The organism is Pseudomonas sp. Pme6b, assembly GCF_058129925.1.
The window spans coordinates 3,479,690-3,496,691 of the sequence record NZ_CM176704.1; the positions used below are offsets into that span (position 1 = coordinate 3,479,690).

Genomic DNA, 17,002 nt, shown 5'->3' on the forward strand with positions numbered 1-17,002 from the left:
CGGACAGGGCCGGTTGAACCCGCCAGAGCGATCAGCCTGAAATGCACGCTTCGGCAGCGTTCTGAACATCCCTGAAGCGGATCGGAACGTTGGAAAGTCGTTCATAGACCTTGATCGTACTGCCACCCGAGCGGCTCTCGACATCGACGACCGCCGCAGGCGATTTGCTGAGCTTTTGCGCCACAATTACCCGCAGGCCATCATGACGAGGCTCGATAAGCGGCGGCTTGCGACTGCTGGCGATCTTGCCGACGAAGCAATCGGCATACTCCTTGGGGTTCTTGCCCGACATCACGTTCATGGTGGGGGGTGTATGTTCGATGTCATTTACTGTGGCACAGCCAGTCATTGCCAGAGCCAGGACTACTACAGCCAGTTTCATACAAAGCCTCCAAATAAAGGTGCTACGACAAGCTCGCGCGCAATTAAATCCCTACTGAGGCAATATTTGCCAGAAACACGGCAAATTAGTGTCCACCGACGTCAAATTGCGGGCATCACATGCTATCGTTTTGATTTTTCAGAAAAACCCTCATTCGGAGCCCGTCATGAAATTCGTACACCAGCGTGAGCATCTCAACGAGGACGACCTGGTCGTTATCGAGTGCTCGCAAACCTGCAATATTCGTCTGATGAACGATGCGAATTTTCGCAGCTTCAAAAATGGCGGTCGACACACCTATCATGGCGGTGCATTTGACACGTTTCCGGCCAAGATCGCCGCGCCGAGCACCGGTTTCTGGAACATCACCATCGATACTGCAGGCCGCAAGATAGATACCAATGCAGGCCGCAAACCGCCTTTCACCCACAAGATCAAGATCGTCCGGCGCTCTACCTCACGCCTGGGATGATGCAAGGAGTCACCGTGAACAATCCAGTCCCGCGCACCACTAAATTTGCTGTCAGCTACAAGCTCAACGGCGAACGCCGCTTCGAGTTCGCCCAACTGCAATCGGCCTCAACCGAAGAGGCCGAAGCCGCCTTGAAAAAAATGCACGGCCAGAGCGACGATCAAATCACTGACGTGAAGGTCAGCAAGGCGCTCTGATACCCGCAGGAGCTCGATCCGACCATGCAACGCAAAGGTGAAACTCCCGCCAATCTGGATCTGTTTGCCGACCAGACGACCCAGCCTGCAAGCAATGAGCTGATCGGGCCTGGGTCATGGCTGCTCAGAGGCTTTGCGCTGCCTGTCATGCCACAACTGCTGGACTCTCTTGAGGCGACACTGGCCCTTTCTCCATTCAGGCACATGCAGACCCCCAGTGGCTTGAGCATGTCTGCAGCGCTGAGCAGTTGCGGACAACTGGGCTGGATAACCGACCGTCATGGTTATCGATACACCGCAACCGACCCACAAACAGGCCTGGTATGGCCTGCGATGCCGGACGCCTTCATGCAACTGGCAAAGGATGCTGCGCACGCGGCGGGCTATGCCGACTTTATGCCTGACGCCTGCCTGATCAATCGATACATCCCTGGGGCGAAGATGTCTCTGCATCAGGACAAAAACGAGTACGACCATCGCTGGCCAGTGGTATCAGTGTCACTGGGTATTCCGGCCACCTTCCAGTTCGGCGGCCTGCTGCGCAGCGACAAGACCCAACGCATATCACTGTTTCATGGAGACGTGGTGGTCTGGGGCGGCGAGGACCGGTTGCGCTTTCACGGCATCCTGCCCGTCAAACAGGCCGAGCACCCTCTGCTCGGCGAACAGCGGATCAATCTGACGTTTCGCAAGGCTGGCCGCGACGACTGATCATGCGCCTTCAAGCTCGCTCGATGTGCGAGCCAGTGCGGGGCACACCGCTCGATGCAGATTCAATGCGGTGTTGATAATGCCGATGTGACTGAACGCCTGAGGGAAATTACCCAGCATGCGCCCTTCCTTCGGATCATATTGTTCCGCCAGCAGACCAACGTCATTGCACAGATCACACAGCCTCTCGAACAGCCGTGCAGCGTCATCAGCCCGACCCAGCAGCACGTACGCGTCAGCCAGCCAGAACGAACACACCAGAAACGTCCCTTCGCGGCCGGCGACACCATCAACACTGCGCTCGTTGTCGTAACGCAGCAACAGGCCATCCTGCATCAGCGTGCGCTCTATTTGCGCGACAGTGCCGGTGACACGAGGATCTTCCGGCGCAAGAAAACCGGTCAACACAATTTGCAGCAGACTGGCGTCGACCTCTTTGGAGCCATACGTCTGCACGAAACTGCCAAGATCAGCATCGAAACCGTTGCGACAGACATCAGCGTGGATTTCGTCTGCCACACGCCGGTAGTGGCTCGCCAATGCACGATCCTCATCGTTTTCGGCAGCCTTGGCGATCTGAGTGGCGTTTCGGTCGAAGGCCACCCAGGCCATGACTTTTGAATGGGTAAAGTGACGTGGTTCTGAACGAATCTCCCAGATGCCCGCATCCGGCAGGTGCCAGATCTTTTCCAGATAGGGCATGACCACCTTGGAGATCGCCACGCTGCGCGGATGCTGCGGCATGCCGCCTCTCAGCGCCTGGATTATGGCATCGGCAACCTCGCCATAAACGTCCAGTTGCACCTGAGTCGCTGCGCCGTTGCCGACACGCACCGGCAGCGAGTTCTCGTAGCCACTCAGCCACGGCAGCTCGTACTCCTGCAAACGTCGCTCACCGCCTACGCCGTACATGATCTGTATCTGTTCCGGGTTGCCGGCAACCGAGCGCAGCAGCCAGTCTCGCCAGGCGGTCGCCTCCTCGAAATAGCCCAGATTCATGAACGCCAGCAATGTCATGGTGGCATCGCGCAGCCAGCAATAGCGGTAGTCCCAATTGCGCTCGCCACCCAACTGCTCGGGCAATGAAGTGGTCACGGCGGCAACAATGCCACCGGTAGGAGCGTAGGTCATGGCTTTGAGAGTGATCAGCGAGCGCTTTACCTGAGCCGTCCACGGCCCGACGTCAGGGCAGCGATCAGAAAACTCACGCCAGTAGGCAGCGGTGCTCTCCAGTGCCTGGTCGGCATCGATCTGCTCGAGCAAGGGTGCAAAGGATGCCTGATAGGCCAGCGTGAAGACCTTGCGCTCGCCCTCATCGACATGAAAGCGGCTGGCGGTGTGATGATCCTGCGGGTGCAAGGCCACAGGGCTACGCAGCACCAGCATTTCCGGCCCGGCCACGGCAGTCAGCGTATGCTCATCCTTGCGCTCGACCCAAGGCACACTGCTGCCGTAATCGAAGCGAATGGCGAGGTCCACGCCGAACTCGACACGCCCGGACAGCCCGACCACGATGCGCACCACATGACCAGTCGTCTTCATGGGCATGAAATCGATCAGCATGGCGCGACCGTCACGGGTTTCGAAAACAGTTTCAAGAATCAGGGTGCCGTCGCGATAACGGCGCTCGACAGCAATAACCTCGGCAGTCGGCGCAATCTTCCAGCGGCCATGCTCATCGCTACCCAATAGAGCGGCGAAACAGGCCGTAGAGTCGAAGCGTGGGAAACACAACCAGTCCAGCGAACCATCACGGGCGACGAGCGCCGCTGTCTGACAGTTGCCCAGCAATGCATAGTCTTCGATCAGTGCAGCCATTCAGAAATGCCCGTCGTGATGATGATTCGTCCGCATGCGCAAACCGCTCGATCAAGCTGGAAGAATGTAACGCTCGATGGCGACAGCAACGCCGTCCTGCTCATTGCTATCTGTAACATGATCAGCCTGTCCCTTGACTGTCTGCTCGCCCTGCCCCATCGCAATCGACAAGCCAGCCTTGTGGAACATCGCCACGTCGTTACCACCGTCGCCAATGGCCGCCGTGCGAGAAAGATCGACTCCCAGATACTTCGCCAATGTAACCAGCGCGGAGCCCTTGTTGGCCTCCAGCGCAGTCACGTCGAGGTAGTATTTTTGCGAACGCGCAGCCAGGGCCAATCCTTCGATCTGCGGGTTGATGCGAGCTTCCAGAGTCTTCAGCAGCTCAAAATCAGCGCTGGCCGCAACGATCTTGTCGACGCGATCAAGGTATGGCTCGAAACTCTCGACCTGAACATAGCGGTACCCCAGCGCGTCGAGCTCATGATCGACGTAATCGGCGTGAGGATCGAGCAACAGCCATTGATCGTCGGCAAACACCCAGATCGCAACGTTCTGGCCGGTGAACAGCTCAAGACACATCCTGACCGCTTTGGGGTCAATGCGATGAGCCACCAGCAGGCTGCCATCGGGATGAGTGATGGTGCCGCCATTGAATGCCACGGTGGGCAAATCCACACCCAGCGCTTCGATCACCTGACGCATGGCCCTGGGCGGGCGACTGCTGGCCAGCGAGAAGTGAACGCCAGCATCACGCAGGCGCTTGATGGAGTCGATATTGGCCTGGCTAAGGCTGTGATCACGGCGCAGTAACGTGCCGTCGATGTCGGACAACAGGAACTGTACGGGCAGTTCAGACATTCAATTCTCTCCATTCGCGGCCATCACGGCTCAGCAGCTCCTCACCTGCTTGCGGGCCATCCTTGCCAGCTTCGTAAAGCTGCACTTGCGGCTGCGCGGCCCAGGCGTCGAGGAACGGCTGCACGGCACGCCAGCCGTTCTCGATGTTGTCGGCCCGCTGGAAGAGCGTCTGATCACCGGTCAGGCAGTCATAAATAAGGGTTTCGTAACCTGTGGAGGGCTGCATCTCGAAGAAATCCTTGTAGGCGAAGCCCAGCGCGATATCTTCCATTTTCAGTTCCGGGCCAGGACGCTTGGCAAACAGATCGAACCACATGCCTTCGTTGGGCTGGATCTGAATCCTCAGGTAGTTGGGCTTGAGGCGGTCGACTTCGGTGTCGCGAAATTGCGCATACGGCGCGGGCTTGAAGCAGATGGCGATTTCCGTGCTGCGAGCACTCATGCGCTTGCCGGTGCGCAGATAGAACGGCACCCCGACCCAACGCCAATTGTCGACCATGACCTTGAGCGCGACATAGGTTTCGGTCGTGCTGTCGGGCTCCACGCGATCCTCCTGACGATAACCGACAACCTCCTTGTCACCCATCGCGCCTTCGCATACTGGCCACGCACCGAGTTTGCCAGAGCTTCCTCCTGACTCCAGGGCCGGATCGCTCCAACCACCTTGGCCTTCTCGCCGCGAACGGCATCGGCACCGAAAGCGGCCGGCGGCTCCATGGCAACCATAGCCAGCAACTGGAACAGGTGATTGGGCACCATGTCGCGCAATGCACCGGTGTGTTCGTAAAAGCTGCCACGGGTTTCGACGCCTACGGTCTCCGCCGCCGTGATCTGTACGTGGTCGATGTAGTGGTTGTTCCAGAACGATTCGAACAGGCCATTGGAGAAACGGCTGACCAGAATGTTCTGCACCGTTTCCTTGCCCAGGTAGTGGTCGATCCGGTAGATCTGCTTTTCGCTCATGACCTTGAGCAAACAGCCATTGAGCTCGACCGCACTGGCCAGATCGGAGCCGAAGGGCTTTTCGATCACGACACGACGGAAGCCATCTTCGGTTTCCTGCAACAAACCTGACGAACCCAGCCGCTGGGCGACCTCGCTGAAAAATCGCGGCGCAGTAGCCAGATAGAACACCGCGTTCGCGGTGCCGGTGCTCTCGATCTTGCTGGCGATGTCCTGATAGGTGGAGTCGTCAAGGAAATCACCTTGCACATAACTGATGCGCTCGGCCAGCTTGCTCCACAGCGTAGGATCGAGTGGGTCCTTGCCGCCACCGGCAACCTTGCCGGCGGCTTCATCGCGAATGAAGTTCTCGAGCTTTTTCGCAAAGTCGGCATCGCTGATCGCATTGTGATCGACGCCAACGATGTGCAGCCCTTCATCCACCAGACCGTCGCGCGACAGGTTATAGAGTGCCGGCATCAGCAGGCGCTTGACCAGATCTCCATGGGCACCAAACAGAAACAGGGTCGTGGGGGGCGCCACTTCGGCTTTTTGCTCGGCGCTGCCGCGCGACAGGCCCATTACTTGGGTTCCTTGTGGCCACCAAATCCGAAGCGCATGGCCGACAGCATCTTGTCCGCGTACGAACTTGTCTGGCGAGAACGGAAACGCGCAAACAGGGCGCTGGACAGTACAGGAACCGGAACCGCCTGCTCGATGGCGGCTTCGATGGTCCAGCGCCCTTCGCCACTGTCGGCAACCGAACCGGAGAAAGCATCCAGGTGCGGGTCGGTGGCCAGGGCATCAGCGGTAAGGTCCAGCAGCCAGGAAGACACCACACTGCCACGACGCCAGACCTCGGCGATATCGGCGGTGTTCAGGTCAAAACGCTGCTCCGCTGGCAGATGCTCGGAGTTTTTCTGCTTGAGAAGATCGAAGCCTTCGGCGAAGGCCTGCATCATTCCGTACTCGATACCGTTGTGGATCATCTTCACGAAATGGCCGGAACCGGCAGGGCCGGAGTGGATATAACCGCGCTCGGCGCGATCGTCGGTCGAGGTACGGCCTTTGGTGCGCTCGATCGAGCCAAGACCTGGTGCCAGCGTTGCAAACAGCGGATCCAGGCGCTCGACAACAGCAGCCTCGCCTCCAATCATCATGCAATAGCCGCGCTCAAGCCCCCAGACCCCGCCTGACGTGCCGACATCGACGTAGTGCAAGCCTTTTTCGGTGAGCTCCTGAGCTCGCCGAATGTCATCCTTGTAGAAGGTATTACCGCCGTCGATGATCACATCATCGGCGTCAAGCAACTGGCTGAGGGTCTGAATGGTCTCTTCGGTCGGCGCACCTGCCGGGAGCATTACCCAGATGGCGCGTGGCTTGTCGAGCGCATCGACCATTTCCTTCAGGCCTGCGACTGCAACCGAACCGTCATTGGCCAGGGCGTTGCGTGATGCCTCATCGCGGTCATACACAACAGTCGTGTGGCCGTTCAACATCAAGCGGCGTGCGATGTTGCCGCCCATGCGGCCCAGTCCAATAATCCCAAGTTGCATGAAGGTGCTCCTTAAATCGTAAAAAAGGTGCCGCACTTGCTGTCCAGCGCATCGACAGGTTGCGAGCATGCAGGTTAGTCAAGCGAGGCGGAACGTCGGTTCCCTTGCGAGAAGGTGAAGGCGTCTACGCCCTCCTGTGGTGCATTTTGTCGCGATTAATAAACATTCGCGACAATTAAAAATAAAAAAGTTCCAAAATCATGCAAAAGAAATCAAAATCGGTGCCGATAGAGAGGGTAAGCAGCGGCGCTCATGGATTGAAAGTCATTGCCACGGACCTTTCTGAGGTTGAATCCGCCATTTGCGAGGTGAGCAATGGGCACTGTACTACCAGCACTTGCACCACAAACCCTGTATGTCACGATCCGCCGCGACGAATTGCGTGCATTGAAAGAAGAGCGCGAGCAGTTGCAGAAAAAGGTCGCTCATTTGAGCTCGATGCTGCAGCAACCCCACTTGTCTGCACCCGGCAAGATGCTTCAAGCCTGACTGCCATTGCATAACCCCTTAAAACGCTTCAGGGCAAGCCCGATATTCTGGCTTGCCCACCTGATCTGCTCTCACAGTCTGCGCCCCTTCCCTGTCCGATTCTGCTGAACATTTTTCCCTTATACCCGACACGGCTGCACACAAACCTGCTGCGTACTTTATAGCGCCTTCTGCCAGAACATGGCACGCCCCATTTCAGCGCTCAACTGGTAATTGTCGAAACCAAGCTTCCTGTAGGCACCTTGAGCTACCTCATTGCCCTCCAGAACCTCAAGTGTCAGCTTGCAGCAACCTCGCTGGCGTGCAATCTCTTCCACCTTGAGCAACATTTTCTGGCTGATGCCCATGCCGCGGTATTGAGCGACGACCGCAACGTCGTGAATATTGACCAGCGGACGACAGGCAAAGGTTGAAAAACCCTCAAAGCAATTGACCAGCCCTACCGGCTCTCCGGAAATGAACGCCAACACACTGAAAGCGTAGGGACGTTTGGCCAGCTCGATAGCCAACTGCTGACGCGCATCGCTCGACAGCGGCCGACCTGTGCCCATGACATCCATCGAATATTCGTTCAGCACAAATCCAATTGCATCAGCGTGCACGGGATTCGTGTAACTCGCTTGCAGTACCAATACCTCGGGGGCTTCCATTTCCATCCTCGTCAATTCAATAAAAGTGATTCTGTAAAATCATCAAAGGGTAACTCTTTAAGGCCAGCACGTTATTTCAAGCCAGCTCTGTGACTAGAGCGTCTAGCCCGATTCTATCCTGCCTCGCTGCAAAATGTTCCAGCGCGGATGTAGGAATTTTCTCGCCACGCCCACAGATTGACCGCCAGACGCACCCAGAAAAGGCGCGACGCACCGATCGGGCTCATGAGCGGCTCCACTCACCCGTTTTTTTCGATAAAAAAGAAACGCATGACCTCGATTGTCGAACGATCCGACGACCGGTCATGCGCCCTCGGGACTCGAATTTAACCCATAAAAAAGCGCAACGACTGCCGGGCTGGCCCTTGCAGCGTGCCAACAAGCGCGGCTTCAAAGCCCTTGCCAGACATTCGCGCAGAAAAAAGTCGAAACTTCTCCAAAACGCCCCGGTCAGGTGAATGGAGCATCTATGCTATTGGCTGACATCCGGTAATGGCGACATCACGCGGCTTTGTCACTACGCATGGTCCAAACGGGTATTGATCTTGCGTAGTGCACGTATGTGTACCCGGCCATAGGAAATGGCCAATAAAAATCAAGTGATGCACCAAGACTGTTTTAAGGGGAAAAATCGATGATTAGCGCCGCTGTCAAAACCCAGAAGGGAGAGAGTTTTAACCAGCCTGTCGGCGAGCTGACTCATCTGCCAGTCTTCTCTACCAAGAGCGTTCCTTTGCTGCAATTACCAACCTCGACAAATCAGCCTACGCCGACCATGTCTCAGGTCAGCAGACGCAAAGTGTTGTTCGTGACCTCGGAATTGGCCGACCTGGTGAAAACCGGTGGGCTGGGCGACGTATCCGCCGCATTGCCACGAGCAATGCGCCACCTGCATGACGTGCGGGTTCTTATTCCAGGTTATCCGCAGGTCATCAACAGCGGAAACCCGATCCATATCATCAGCCAACTGGGCGGGCATGCTGCACTGCCACCTTGCAAGGTGGGTCGCATGGACATGAAAGATGGCCTTGTGATTTATGTGTTGATCTGCCCTGAGCTTTACGAGCGTGAAGGCACGCCTTACGCCGACAGTGATGGCCGCGACTGGTCCGATAACCATATTCGTTTTGCCCGTCTGGGGCTCGCGGCTGCCGAATTTGCGGCTGGCGAAGTGAAAAGCCAATGGTGCCCCGAGCTGGTCCATGCCCATGACTGGCCTGCCGGCCTGGCGCCTGCCTACATGCGCTGGCGCGGGCAGTCCACGCCAAGCATCTTTACTATCCACAATCTGGCCTATCAGGGGACCGTGAGTACCGCTTCGAGTCGTGAACTGGGCATTCCAGATGAAGCGATCACCCCGGAAGGCATGGAGTTCTACGGCAAGCTGTCCTTCATCAAGGCAGGCATGGCCTTCGCGAGCCACATTACGACCGTGAGTGCCACCTATGCTCGGGAAATCACCACGCCAGAGTTTGGTTGCGGCCTGGAAGGTTTTCTGCAGAGCAAGGCTAACAAGGGTCAGCTCAGCGGCATCCCTAACGGAATCGACGAAAGCTGGGATGCAGCGACCGACGAACACCTGATCTGCCACTTTGCGCCCAACGAATGGACGCGCAAGGAAATCAACGCCGACTATGTGCGTGAGCTGTTTGAGCTGGATGCCTCGACCGGGCCCTTGTATGCAGTGGTTTCGCGCCTTGTGTATCAAAAAGGCCTGGACCTGACCATCGGGGTTGCCGAGCACATCGTCAACAACGGCGGACAAATCGCAATTATCGGTCGCGGCGAGCCCGAGGAAGAAGATGCCATGCGCGAGCTGGCCGCACGCTTCCCGGGGCGCATTGGTGTGCGTATCGGCTTCAATGAAACCGACGCACGACGCATGTTCGCCGGCAGCGATTTTCTGTTGATGCCATCGCGCTATGAACCCTGCGGTCTGAGCCAGATGTATGCGCAACGCTTCGGCTCCCTGCCTGTTGCACGCAACACCGGCGGCCTGGCGGACACAATCGAGGACGGCGTGACTGGCTTCCTGTTCAAAGAATCAACCATCGAAAGTTACACCGAAGCCCTGAACCGCACGTTTCAGGTATTCGCCCACCGTGAGCTGCTCAACGCCATGCGCTGCCGTGCAATGGCTGCTCCCTTCAACTGGCATCAGGCAGTAGAGCCCTACGCAGATCTCTACCGTGACCTGTTGAAGAAAAACGTGAGCATTTCCAGCAACTACTAGTTTAAGGATCAATGGATGCCACTGCGTACAGACGATAACTGGCGCCACGGCGCCGTCTTGCTAGACCCCGAACACACCCGGTTTGCCCTCTGGGCACCGGATGCCAACTACGTAAATGTCGAACTCCAGGATGGCCAGGGTGTTCAGTCACTGGCCATGCTGCCCCAGCCGGAAGGCTGGTTCGTCCTTGAGGCCCGCTGCGAAGCGGGCACTCGATACCGCTTCAAAATCGACCATGAACTGGAAGTGCCTGACCCCGCCTCTCGCGCGCAGGTCGACGATGTCCATTCTCAAAGCTTCGTAGTGGACCCTCTGGCCTATTCATGGCAAAACACCTCATGGCAAGGTCGGCCGTGGCATGAGGCGGTGATCTATGAGCTGCACGTAGGTGCGATGGGCGGCTATGCTGCGGTGGAAAAACACCTGCCGCGCCTTGCGCAAATGGGCATTACCGCGATCGAGCTGATGCCGCTTGCGCAGTTTCCCGGTGATCGCAACTGGGGCTACGACGGCGTTCTGCACTACGCCCCGCAATCTTCCTATGGCACACCGGAAGAGCTCAAGCACCTGATCGATACAGCTCACGGTCTTGGCCTGATGGTAATACTGGACGTGGTGTACAACCACTTCGGCCCGGACGGCAACTACCTGGGAAGTTACGCCAAGGAGTTTTTCCGCAGCGATCTGCATACCCCGTGGGGCGATGCCATTGATTTTCGCCGCCCGCAGGTGCGCGACTTCTTCGTCGACAATGCGCTGATGTGGCTGCTGGAATACCGCATCGACGGCTTGCGCATGGACGCTGTGCATGCCATTCGCGATAAAACGTTCCTGCCAGAATTCGCAACTCGCGTACGCGGCCAGATCGAGCCGGACAGGCACGTGTGGCTGAACCTTGAGAACGAGTTCAACCAGGCCGGTCTTCTGGAGAAAGGCTTCGATGCACAATGGGACGACGACGGGCACAACACTTTGCACGTGCTGCTGACCGGTGAAACCGACGCCTATTATTCCGACTTCGCTCAGGAGCCTACGCAAAAGCTTGCGCGCCTGCTCAGCGAAGGGTTTGTCTATCAGGGCGAACAGACGCGGCATGGACACACGCGAGGAGAGCCCAGCGGCCACCTTGCGCCGACTGCCTTTGTATTGTTCCTGCAGAACCATGACCAGATCGGCAACCGCGCACTCGGTGAGCGTTTGCCGCAGCTGTGCACGCCTGCTGCGCTGAGGGCCGCAACCGCCCTGTTGCTGCTTTCGCCGATGATTCCGCTGATGTTCATGGGCGATGAGTGGGCGGCCAGCGAACCGTTTCTGTTCTTCACCAGCCACCATGGCGAACTGGCCGATGCGGTGCGCGAAGGACGTCGCAAGGAGTTCGCCGACTTTGCCGCATTCGCCGATCCGGAAAAGCGCGAGCACATTCCCGACCCGAACGACATCAAGACATTCGAGGCATCACGTCCGGCGTTTTCGGCAGTTGATCTGGAGACCGACAAAGGCCTGGATCACCGCAGCTGGGTCGACTTTTATACACAGTTGCTGGCTTTGCGGCACAAGGAAATCGTGCCACGCCTGCCCGGTGCACGCTTCCTGAAAACCGATATTCTCGGCGACAAGGCCGTCAGTGCACGCTGGGTGCTGGGCGATGGCAGCGAGCTGCGTATCGACCTGAACCTCAGCGAGCAGGCTGTCGATGCTCCGCCGCAGAAAAATGCCCGGCAGATATTCTCCAGCGCCGCAAAATCGTCCGAACTTTCCCCGCAGGCCATCCTCAATCCTTACACGGCCATTGTCAGCCTGACAGCAAGTGATGTTCTGGAGGAACAGGATGAACAATGAGCAATTGGAGAGGCTTGCGACCGAGGCAGGGCTATCGGTGCATTGGGTCGATGCCAACGCTCGGCCGCAGACTGTCAGCCCTGATGTACTGCGCAAGGTTCTGGAAGCGCTGGGCTATCCGGCCGAAAACGGCGAGGCTATCGATGCCAGCCTGTTAAGCCTGCAAAACGCCAGCCACGGCAAAAGCGCCCCGCCGCTGCTGACGGTCGACACGGACAGTAATCTGGATCTGTCCGAGTGGTTTGCGCCGCAAACGCCATTCACGCTGCACCTCGAAGACGGTTCATCGCTGGACGCCAGGCTAACCGCGTCCGGCGAACTTCCAGCGCTGGCACCGCCCGGCTATCAACAGTTGGAGATTGCCGGTCAACATCTGACCATCGCTGTCGCCCCTAAAATCTGTTTCAGCATGGCAATGGCCACCGATGCGCCGAAGCCACATGGCTGGGGTCTGACTGCTCAGCTTTACAGCCTGCGCCGCGAGGGCGATGGCGGTTTTGGCGATACGGAAGCACTGGAGAAGGTTGTTCGCGCTGCCGGAGAGCGCGGTGCCGATGCGCTGGGCATCAGCCCGATCCATGCAATGTTCGCCAATGATCCACACCGTTACAGCCCTTATTCGCCGTCCAGCCGACTGTTTCTAAATAGCCTGTATGCGTCGCCCGGTGCCATTCTGGGTGAACATGCATGGCGTCAGGCGATAGAAGACGCGCGCGTTGGCGACGAAATGAAGCAACTGGAAGCGCAGCAGTTGATTGACTGGCCTGCTGCTGCCCAAGCCAAGTGGAAAGCGCTGCACAAGCTGTACGAAGGGTTCAGTGCGGGTGATCACCCTTTGCACGAAGACTTCAACAGCTTCCGCCACAGCGGTGGCGAGGCCCTGGAGAACCACTGCCGCTTCGAAGCGCTGTGTGCCGAATCCGAAACGTTGAATATCGGCAGCAATTGGCATGAATGGCCGGAAGAGTTCAAAGACCCTCGTAGTGACGCCGTCGCAGCATTTGCCGAAGCGCACAGCGAGCACATCAGTTTTCATGCATTCGCTCAATGGCTCATCGCCCGCGGCCTGGAGCGTGCGCAGTCTGCCGCACGCAGCAGTGGCATGCGCATCGGCCTGATCGCCGACCTGGCAGTGGGTGCCGATGGTGCCGGAAGTCAGGCCTGGAGTCGTCAGGACGAGTTGCTGTCGGCTCTGACTGTTGGCGCACCACCTGACATTCTCAACCGTGCCGGCCAGAGCTGGGGGATTTCCGCGTTTTCACCGGACGGCCTCAAGCGTAATGGTTTTCGCGCGTTCATCGAGATGCTGCGGGCCAACTTCGCCCATGCCGGCGGGTTGCGTATCGACCATGTCATGGGCTTGCAGCGGCTATGGGTCATCCCTCAGGGGGCGCCTCCTAGTGAAGGCGCGTATCTGAATTTCCCGTTGGACGACATGCTTCGCCTGCTGAGTCTGGAATCCTGGCGGCACAAGGCGATCGTGCTCGGTGAAGACCTTGGAACTGTGCCTGAAGGTCTCAGCGACAAGCTCAGCGCTCGGGCGATTCTGGGCATGCGTGTGCTGCTCTTCGAACAGAACAACGGTCAGTTCAAGCCCATCCTTGACTGGTCGGACCAGGCACTGGCCACCACCAGTACCCACGATTTGCCGACACTGGCAGGCTGGCTCAGCGAGCTGGATATCGAGTGGAATGCCCAGCTGGGTCACATCGACGAGCAACATGAATCGCAATGGCGTGAAGAACGCGGGCGCGAATATGCAAGCCTGTGCCGAGCCTTGAGTCAGAACGTCGACAGCCTGCCGTCCGAAAGCGAAGACCCTGAGCAGATCATCGACGCGAGCATTCGCTATCTGGGTCACACGCGCGCTCCACTGGTGCTGCTACCGATGGAAGATGCGCTGGGTGTCAAGGAGCAGGCCAACCTGCCCGGCACCATTGACAGCCACCCGAACTGGCGCAGACGCCTCCCCGGCGATGCGGCCTCCTTGCTTGATAACCCGAATGCTGCTCGACGACTGGAATTGCTCTCCCAATCCCGGCTGCAAGCTGCGGAGCGTGACCAATGACCCGTCCATTACAGCCTTTGCGCGCTACCCAGCGTTTACAATTTCATAAAGATTTCACGCTCGACGATGCGGTGCCGCTGGTGCCCTACTTCGCCAGTCTGGGGATCAGCCATGTCTATGCCTCGCCGCTGCTCAAGGCGCGTGCTGGCTCAATGCATGGTTACGACGTCGTCGACCCGACCGTCATCAACCCGGAACTGGGTGGCGAGCCTGCCCTGCTGCGTCTGGTATCGGCCTTGCGCGAACACGGCATGGGGCTGATCCTCGACATCGTATCCAACCACATGGCCGTCGGTGGTGCAGACAATCCCTGGTGGCTGGACCTGCTCGAATGGGGTCGGCGCAGCCCGTATGCCGAGTTCTTCGACATTCAGTGGAATTCGCCGGATCCGTTGCTGGAAGGCCAGTTGCTGCTGCCGTTTCTGAGCAGCGATTACGGCACCGTCCTGCAGGCCGGAGAAATCCCGCTGCGCTTCAACGCCGAGCGCGGCATGTTTTATATCGAGCACTACCAGCATCATTTCCCGATCTGCCCGCTGACCTATGATTCATTGCTTCAGGCAGTCGAACACCCGCAATTGAAGGAAATGGGCCAGCGCTTCACTGCGCTTGCTCAATACCCGCAAGCCTACGAACGTGCACGTCAGGCCAGAACCGAGCTGGCCGAGCTGGCGAAAGATCCGCAGGTGCTCAAAGGCATCGAGCAGATCCTTGCGCACTTCGACTCCAGCAAGCCGGAAGGCTTTCAGCGTCTGCATCAGTTGCTGAAACGTCAGCACTATCGTCTGGCCAGCTGGCGTACTGCCGGTGATGACATCAATTGGCGGCGCTTCTTCGACATCAACGAGCTAGGTGGTTTGCGTGTCGAACGGCCGCAGGTATTTGAAGCCACCCACGGCAAGATATTCCAGCTGATTGCCGACGGCCTGGTTGACGGGTTGCGGATCGATCATATCGATGGGCTGGCCAACCCGCGCGGCTACGGCCGCAAGCTGCATCGCCGGGTAAAAAGCCTGCTCAAGCTGCGTCCTGCCGAGGCGCGCATTGATCATCTGCCTATTTTCGTCGAGAAAATACTGGGGCCGGATGAGCCGTTGCGTGAAGACTGGAGCGTGGACGGTACAACTGGCTACGAGTTCATGAATCAGGTCTCGCTGCTGCAACACGATCCCAAGGGCAAAGAGCCACTTGGAGAGCTGTGGAGTCGACTGACAGAACGTACCGCTGACTTCGATCAAGAAGTGCTGGTGGCCCGGGACCTGGTCCTGCACGGCACACTGGCGGGCGATTTCGAGAACGTCGCGCAGTCGTTGCTGCAAGTTGCACGCAGCGACCTGATGAGTCGTGACCTCACGCTGGGTGCAATTCGCCGTGCCCTGCTCGCGCTGATCGTCAATTTTCCGATTTATCGCACCTATATCTCGGTCTGCGGCCGCTCGGCGCAGGACGACAAGTATTTCCAGCAGGCAATGGAAGGCGCTCGCACCACTTTGAACGAAGGCGACTGGCCAGTGCTGGATTATCTGGCACGCTGGCTGGGTGGCGAAGCGTGGCGCAAACTGCCACGCGGACCGTTGCGCAAGCTGTACAAGAATGCGTGTGTACGGTTCCAGCAACTGACCTCCCCGGTTGCCGCCAAGTCGGTTGAGGACACCTCGTTCTATCGCTCTGCAGTGCTGTTGTCGCGCAACGATGTAGGCTTTCATCCGCAGCATTTCAGTGCGCCGGTGGAAGACTTCCATCAGGTCTGCCTGGAGCGTCTGGAAAAATTCCCCGACAACTTGCTGACCACTGCAACGCACGATCACAAGCGTGGCGAGGACACACGTACACGCCTTGCGGTCCTGAGTGAATGTGCGCCGTGGTACGCCGAACAGGTAGAACGCTGGAGACAGCTGGCAGTGCCCCTGAAAGGCGAAGAACCGGCCATCAGTGCGGGTGACGAGCTGATGCTTTATCAGGCCTTGCTGGGCAGCTGGCCGCTGAGCCTGGAGGGCGAAGAAGCTCACCAGGAATACGCGAAGCGCATGGTGCAGTGGCAAGAGAAAGCCCTGCGCGAAGCCAAGCTGCAAAGCAGCTGGAGCGTGCCGAATCAGCCTTACGAAACGGCTTGCCGCGAATTTCTTGAACGTTTGCTGTTGGCTCCTGAAGCGCTGGCGTTGCGCCAGTCACTGAGTGCAACGGCCAATCGTATCGCGACCGCCGGGGCACTCAACAGTCTGGCGCAAACCTTGCTACGCTTGACCGTACCCGGTGTTCCCGATTTGTATCAGGGCACCGAGTTCTGGGATTTCAGCCTGGTGGATCCGGACAACCGGCGACCGGTTGATTATGCAGCCCGACAGAAAGCGCTGGCAGAAGATGCAAGCGCTTCCGACCTGCTCGATAACTGGCAGGATGGCCGCATCAAACAGGCGCTGATTGCGAAGGTTTTGAACCTGCGTGCCGAGCACCCAACGCTGTTCAGCGAGGGGCGTTATCAGCCTCTGGAAATAAAGGGTAGCCACGCCGGGCACGTGATGGCTTTTGCCCGGGAGACACAAGGAGTGCGCGCTATCATCGTAGTCCCACGCACAAGCAGTGAACTATTGGGTACTGCGCAAACTCCATTGATTAATGCTGCCAATTGGGGCGACACACGGATTATGCTTCCGTTTGCCGACTCTGGATCTGACTGGAAAGGACTCTTTTCCGACGGTGTCGCAACACACGTTCGGGAGATACCGCTCAGTGCAGCGCTTGAAAGATTTTCCGTCAATTTGCTTATTCAAACTATGTAATAGC

General features: G+C 58.0%; 13 protein-coding genes and 1 pseudogene. 8 read left to right on the forward strand and 6 right to left on the reverse strand.

What is annotated here, in order from left to right; translation table 11 throughout:
- Positions 1-31: 31 nt before the first annotated feature.
- Entirely contained in the window at positions 32-382 is a 351-nt protein-coding gene (locus AC4ANE_RS15690) for a hypothetical protein (protein WP_002553291.1), read from the reverse strand.
- A gap of 166 nt (positions 383-548) precedes the next feature.
- Between AC4ANE_RS15690 and AC4ANE_RS15695 the strand changes: the two genes are divergently transcribed.
- From AC4ANE_RS15695 to alkB, 3 genes are read left to right on the forward strand one after another with little or no spacing between them, the layout of a single operon-like run.
- On the forward strand, positions 549-854 hold the full coding sequence (locus AC4ANE_RS15695) for a DUF1883 domain-containing protein (protein ID WP_002553290.1): 306 nt from the start codon (positions 549-551) through the stop codon (positions 852-854).
- A 14-nt stretch (positions 855-868) separates the two neighbouring features.
- The gene (locus AC4ANE_RS15700) at positions 869-1,051 is read left to right on the forward strand and encodes a hypothetical protein (protein ID WP_002553289.1); all 183 of its coding nucleotides are present in this window, start codon (positions 869-871) and stop codon (positions 1,049-1,051) included.
- A 24-nt stretch (positions 1,052-1,075) separates the two neighbouring features.
- On the forward strand, positions 1,076-1,762 hold the full coding sequence (gene alkB, locus AC4ANE_RS15705; protein ID WP_002553288.1) for a DNA oxidative demethylase AlkB: 687 nt from the start codon (positions 1,076-1,078) through the stop codon (positions 1,760-1,762).
- Here the strand turns inward: alkB and AC4ANE_RS15710 are convergent, their stop codons facing one another.
- The 4 genes and pseudogenes from AC4ANE_RS15710 to gnd all read right to left on the reverse strand — a co-directional run bounded on the left by AC4ANE_RS15710 (position 1,763) and on the right by gnd (position 6,939).
- Positions 1,763-3,580 carry a glycoside hydrolase family 15 protein gene (locus AC4ANE_RS15710; RefSeq protein WP_002553287.1) on the reverse strand — a complete coding sequence of 606 codons (1,818 nt, stop codon included), beginning with the start codon at positions 3,578-3,580 and terminating at the stop codon, positions 1,763-1,765.
- A gap of 51 nt (positions 3,581-3,631) precedes the next feature.
- Entirely contained in the window at positions 3,632-4,441 is an 810-nt protein-coding gene (locus tag AC4ANE_RS15715; RefSeq protein ID WP_002553286.1) for a Cof-type HAD-IIB family hydrolase, read from the reverse strand.
- Positions 4,434-5,965, reverse strand: a pseudogene (zwf, locus tag AC4ANE_RS15720) (glucose-6-phosphate dehydrogenase). Before zwf ends, AC4ANE_RS15715 begins: the two are co-directional and overlap by 8 nt.
- Positions 5,965-6,939 carry a phosphogluconate dehydrogenase (NAD(+)-dependent, decarboxylating) gene (gnd, locus tag AC4ANE_RS15725; protein WP_002553284.1) on the reverse strand — a complete coding sequence of 325 codons (975 nt, stop codon included), beginning with the start codon at positions 6,937-6,939 and terminating at the stop codon, positions 5,965-5,967. The pseudogene zwf and the gene gnd overlap by 1 nt, the downstream one beginning before the upstream one ends.
- A gap of 315 nt (positions 6,940-7,254) precedes the next feature.
- On the opposite strand from gnd, the gene AC4ANE_RS15730 reads away from it, so the two are divergent.
- Positions 7,255-7,428, forward strand: a complete 174-nt coding sequence (locus tag AC4ANE_RS15730; protein WP_002553283.1) for a DUF6026 family protein — start codon at positions 7,255-7,257, stop codon at positions 7,426-7,428.
- A gap of 158 nt (positions 7,429-7,586) precedes the next feature.
- Here the strand turns inward: AC4ANE_RS15730 and AC4ANE_RS15735 are convergent, their stop codons facing one another.
- Positions 7,587-8,078, reverse strand: coding sequence for a GNAT family N-acetyltransferase (locus AC4ANE_RS15735; RefSeq protein WP_002553282.1), 492 nt, complete (start codon positions 8,076-8,078; stop codon positions 7,587-7,589).
- A 634-nt stretch (positions 8,079-8,712) separates the two neighbouring features.
- Here AC4ANE_RS15735 and glgA point away from each other — a divergent pair.
- The 4 genes from glgA to AC4ANE_RS15755 are packed head-to-tail and all read left to right on the forward strand — an operon-like array spanning position 8,713 to position 16,998.
- Positions 8,713-10,311: a glycogen synthase GlgA gene (glgA, locus tag AC4ANE_RS15740; protein WP_031594734.1), complete on the forward strand. Its 1,599-nt coding sequence runs from the start codon at positions 8,713-8,715 to the stop codon at positions 10,309-10,311.
- Positions 10,312-10,326: 15 nt separating this feature from the next.
- Complete coding sequence (gene treZ / locus AC4ANE_RS15745; protein WP_002553280.1) at positions 10,327-12,150, forward strand: malto-oligosyltrehalose trehalohydrolase; 1,824 nt, start codon at positions 10,327-10,329, stop codon at positions 12,148-12,150.
- Entirely contained in the window at positions 12,140-14,218 is a 2,079-nt protein-coding gene (malQ, locus tag AC4ANE_RS15750; RefSeq protein ID WP_002553279.1) for a 4-alpha-glucanotransferase, read from the forward strand. The genes treZ and malQ overlap by 11 nt, the downstream gene beginning before the upstream one ends.
- Positions 14,215-16,998 (forward strand): malto-oligosyltrehalose synthase, encoded by a 2,784-nt coding sequence (locus AC4ANE_RS15755; protein WP_460408398.1) that lies wholly within the window; start codon positions 14,215-14,217, stop codon positions 16,996-16,998. Before malQ ends, AC4ANE_RS15755 begins: the two co-directional genes overlap by 4 nt.
- The last annotated feature ends 4 nt before the right edge of the window (positions 16,999-17,002 follow it).

Excerpts from the sequence above, each read along its gene's own strand:
- AC4ANE_RS15690 (WP_002553291.1), bottom strand. The coding sequence starts at position 382 with ATGAAACTGGCTGTAGTAGTCCTGGCTCTGGCAATGACTGGCTGTGCC.
- AC4ANE_RS15695 (WP_002553290.1), top strand. The coding sequence starts at position 549 with ATGAAATTCGTACACCAGCGTGAGCATCTCAACGAGGACGACCTGGTC.
- alkB (WP_002553288.1), top strand. The coding sequence starts at position 1,076 with ATGCAACGCAAAGGTGAAACTCCCGCCAATCTGGATCTGTTTGCCGAC.
- AC4ANE_RS15710 (WP_002553287.1), bottom strand. The coding sequence starts at position 3,580 with ATGGCTGCACTGATCGAAGACTATGCATTGCTGGGCAACTGTCAGACA.
- AC4ANE_RS15715 (WP_002553286.1), bottom strand. The coding sequence starts at position 4,441 with ATGTCTGAACTGCCCGTACAGTTCCTGTTGTCCGACATCGACGGCACG.
- gnd (WP_002553284.1), bottom strand. The coding sequence starts at position 6,939 with ATGCAACTTGGGATTATTGGACTGGGCCGCATGGGCGGCAACATCGCA.
- AC4ANE_RS15730 (WP_002553283.1), top strand. The coding sequence starts at position 7,255 with ATGGGCACTGTACTACCAGCACTTGCACCACAAACCCTGTATGTCACG.
- AC4ANE_RS15735 (WP_002553282.1), bottom strand. The coding sequence starts at position 8,078 with ATGGAAGCCCCCGAGGTATTGGTACTGCAAGCGAGTTACACGAATCCC.
- glgA (WP_031594734.1), top strand. The coding sequence starts at position 8,713 with ATGATTAGCGCCGCTGTCAAAACCCAGAAGGGAGAGAGTTTTAACCAG.
- treZ (WP_002553280.1), top strand. The coding sequence starts at position 10,327 with ATGCCACTGCGTACAGACGATAACTGGCGCCACGGCGCCGTCTTGCTA.
- malQ (WP_002553279.1), top strand. The coding sequence starts at position 12,140 with ATGAACAATGAGCAATTGGAGAGGCTTGCGACCGAGGCAGGGCTATCG.
- AC4ANE_RS15755 (WP_460408398.1), top strand. The coding sequence starts at position 14,215 with ATGACCCGTCCATTACAGCCTTTGCGCGCTACCCAGCGTTTACAATTT.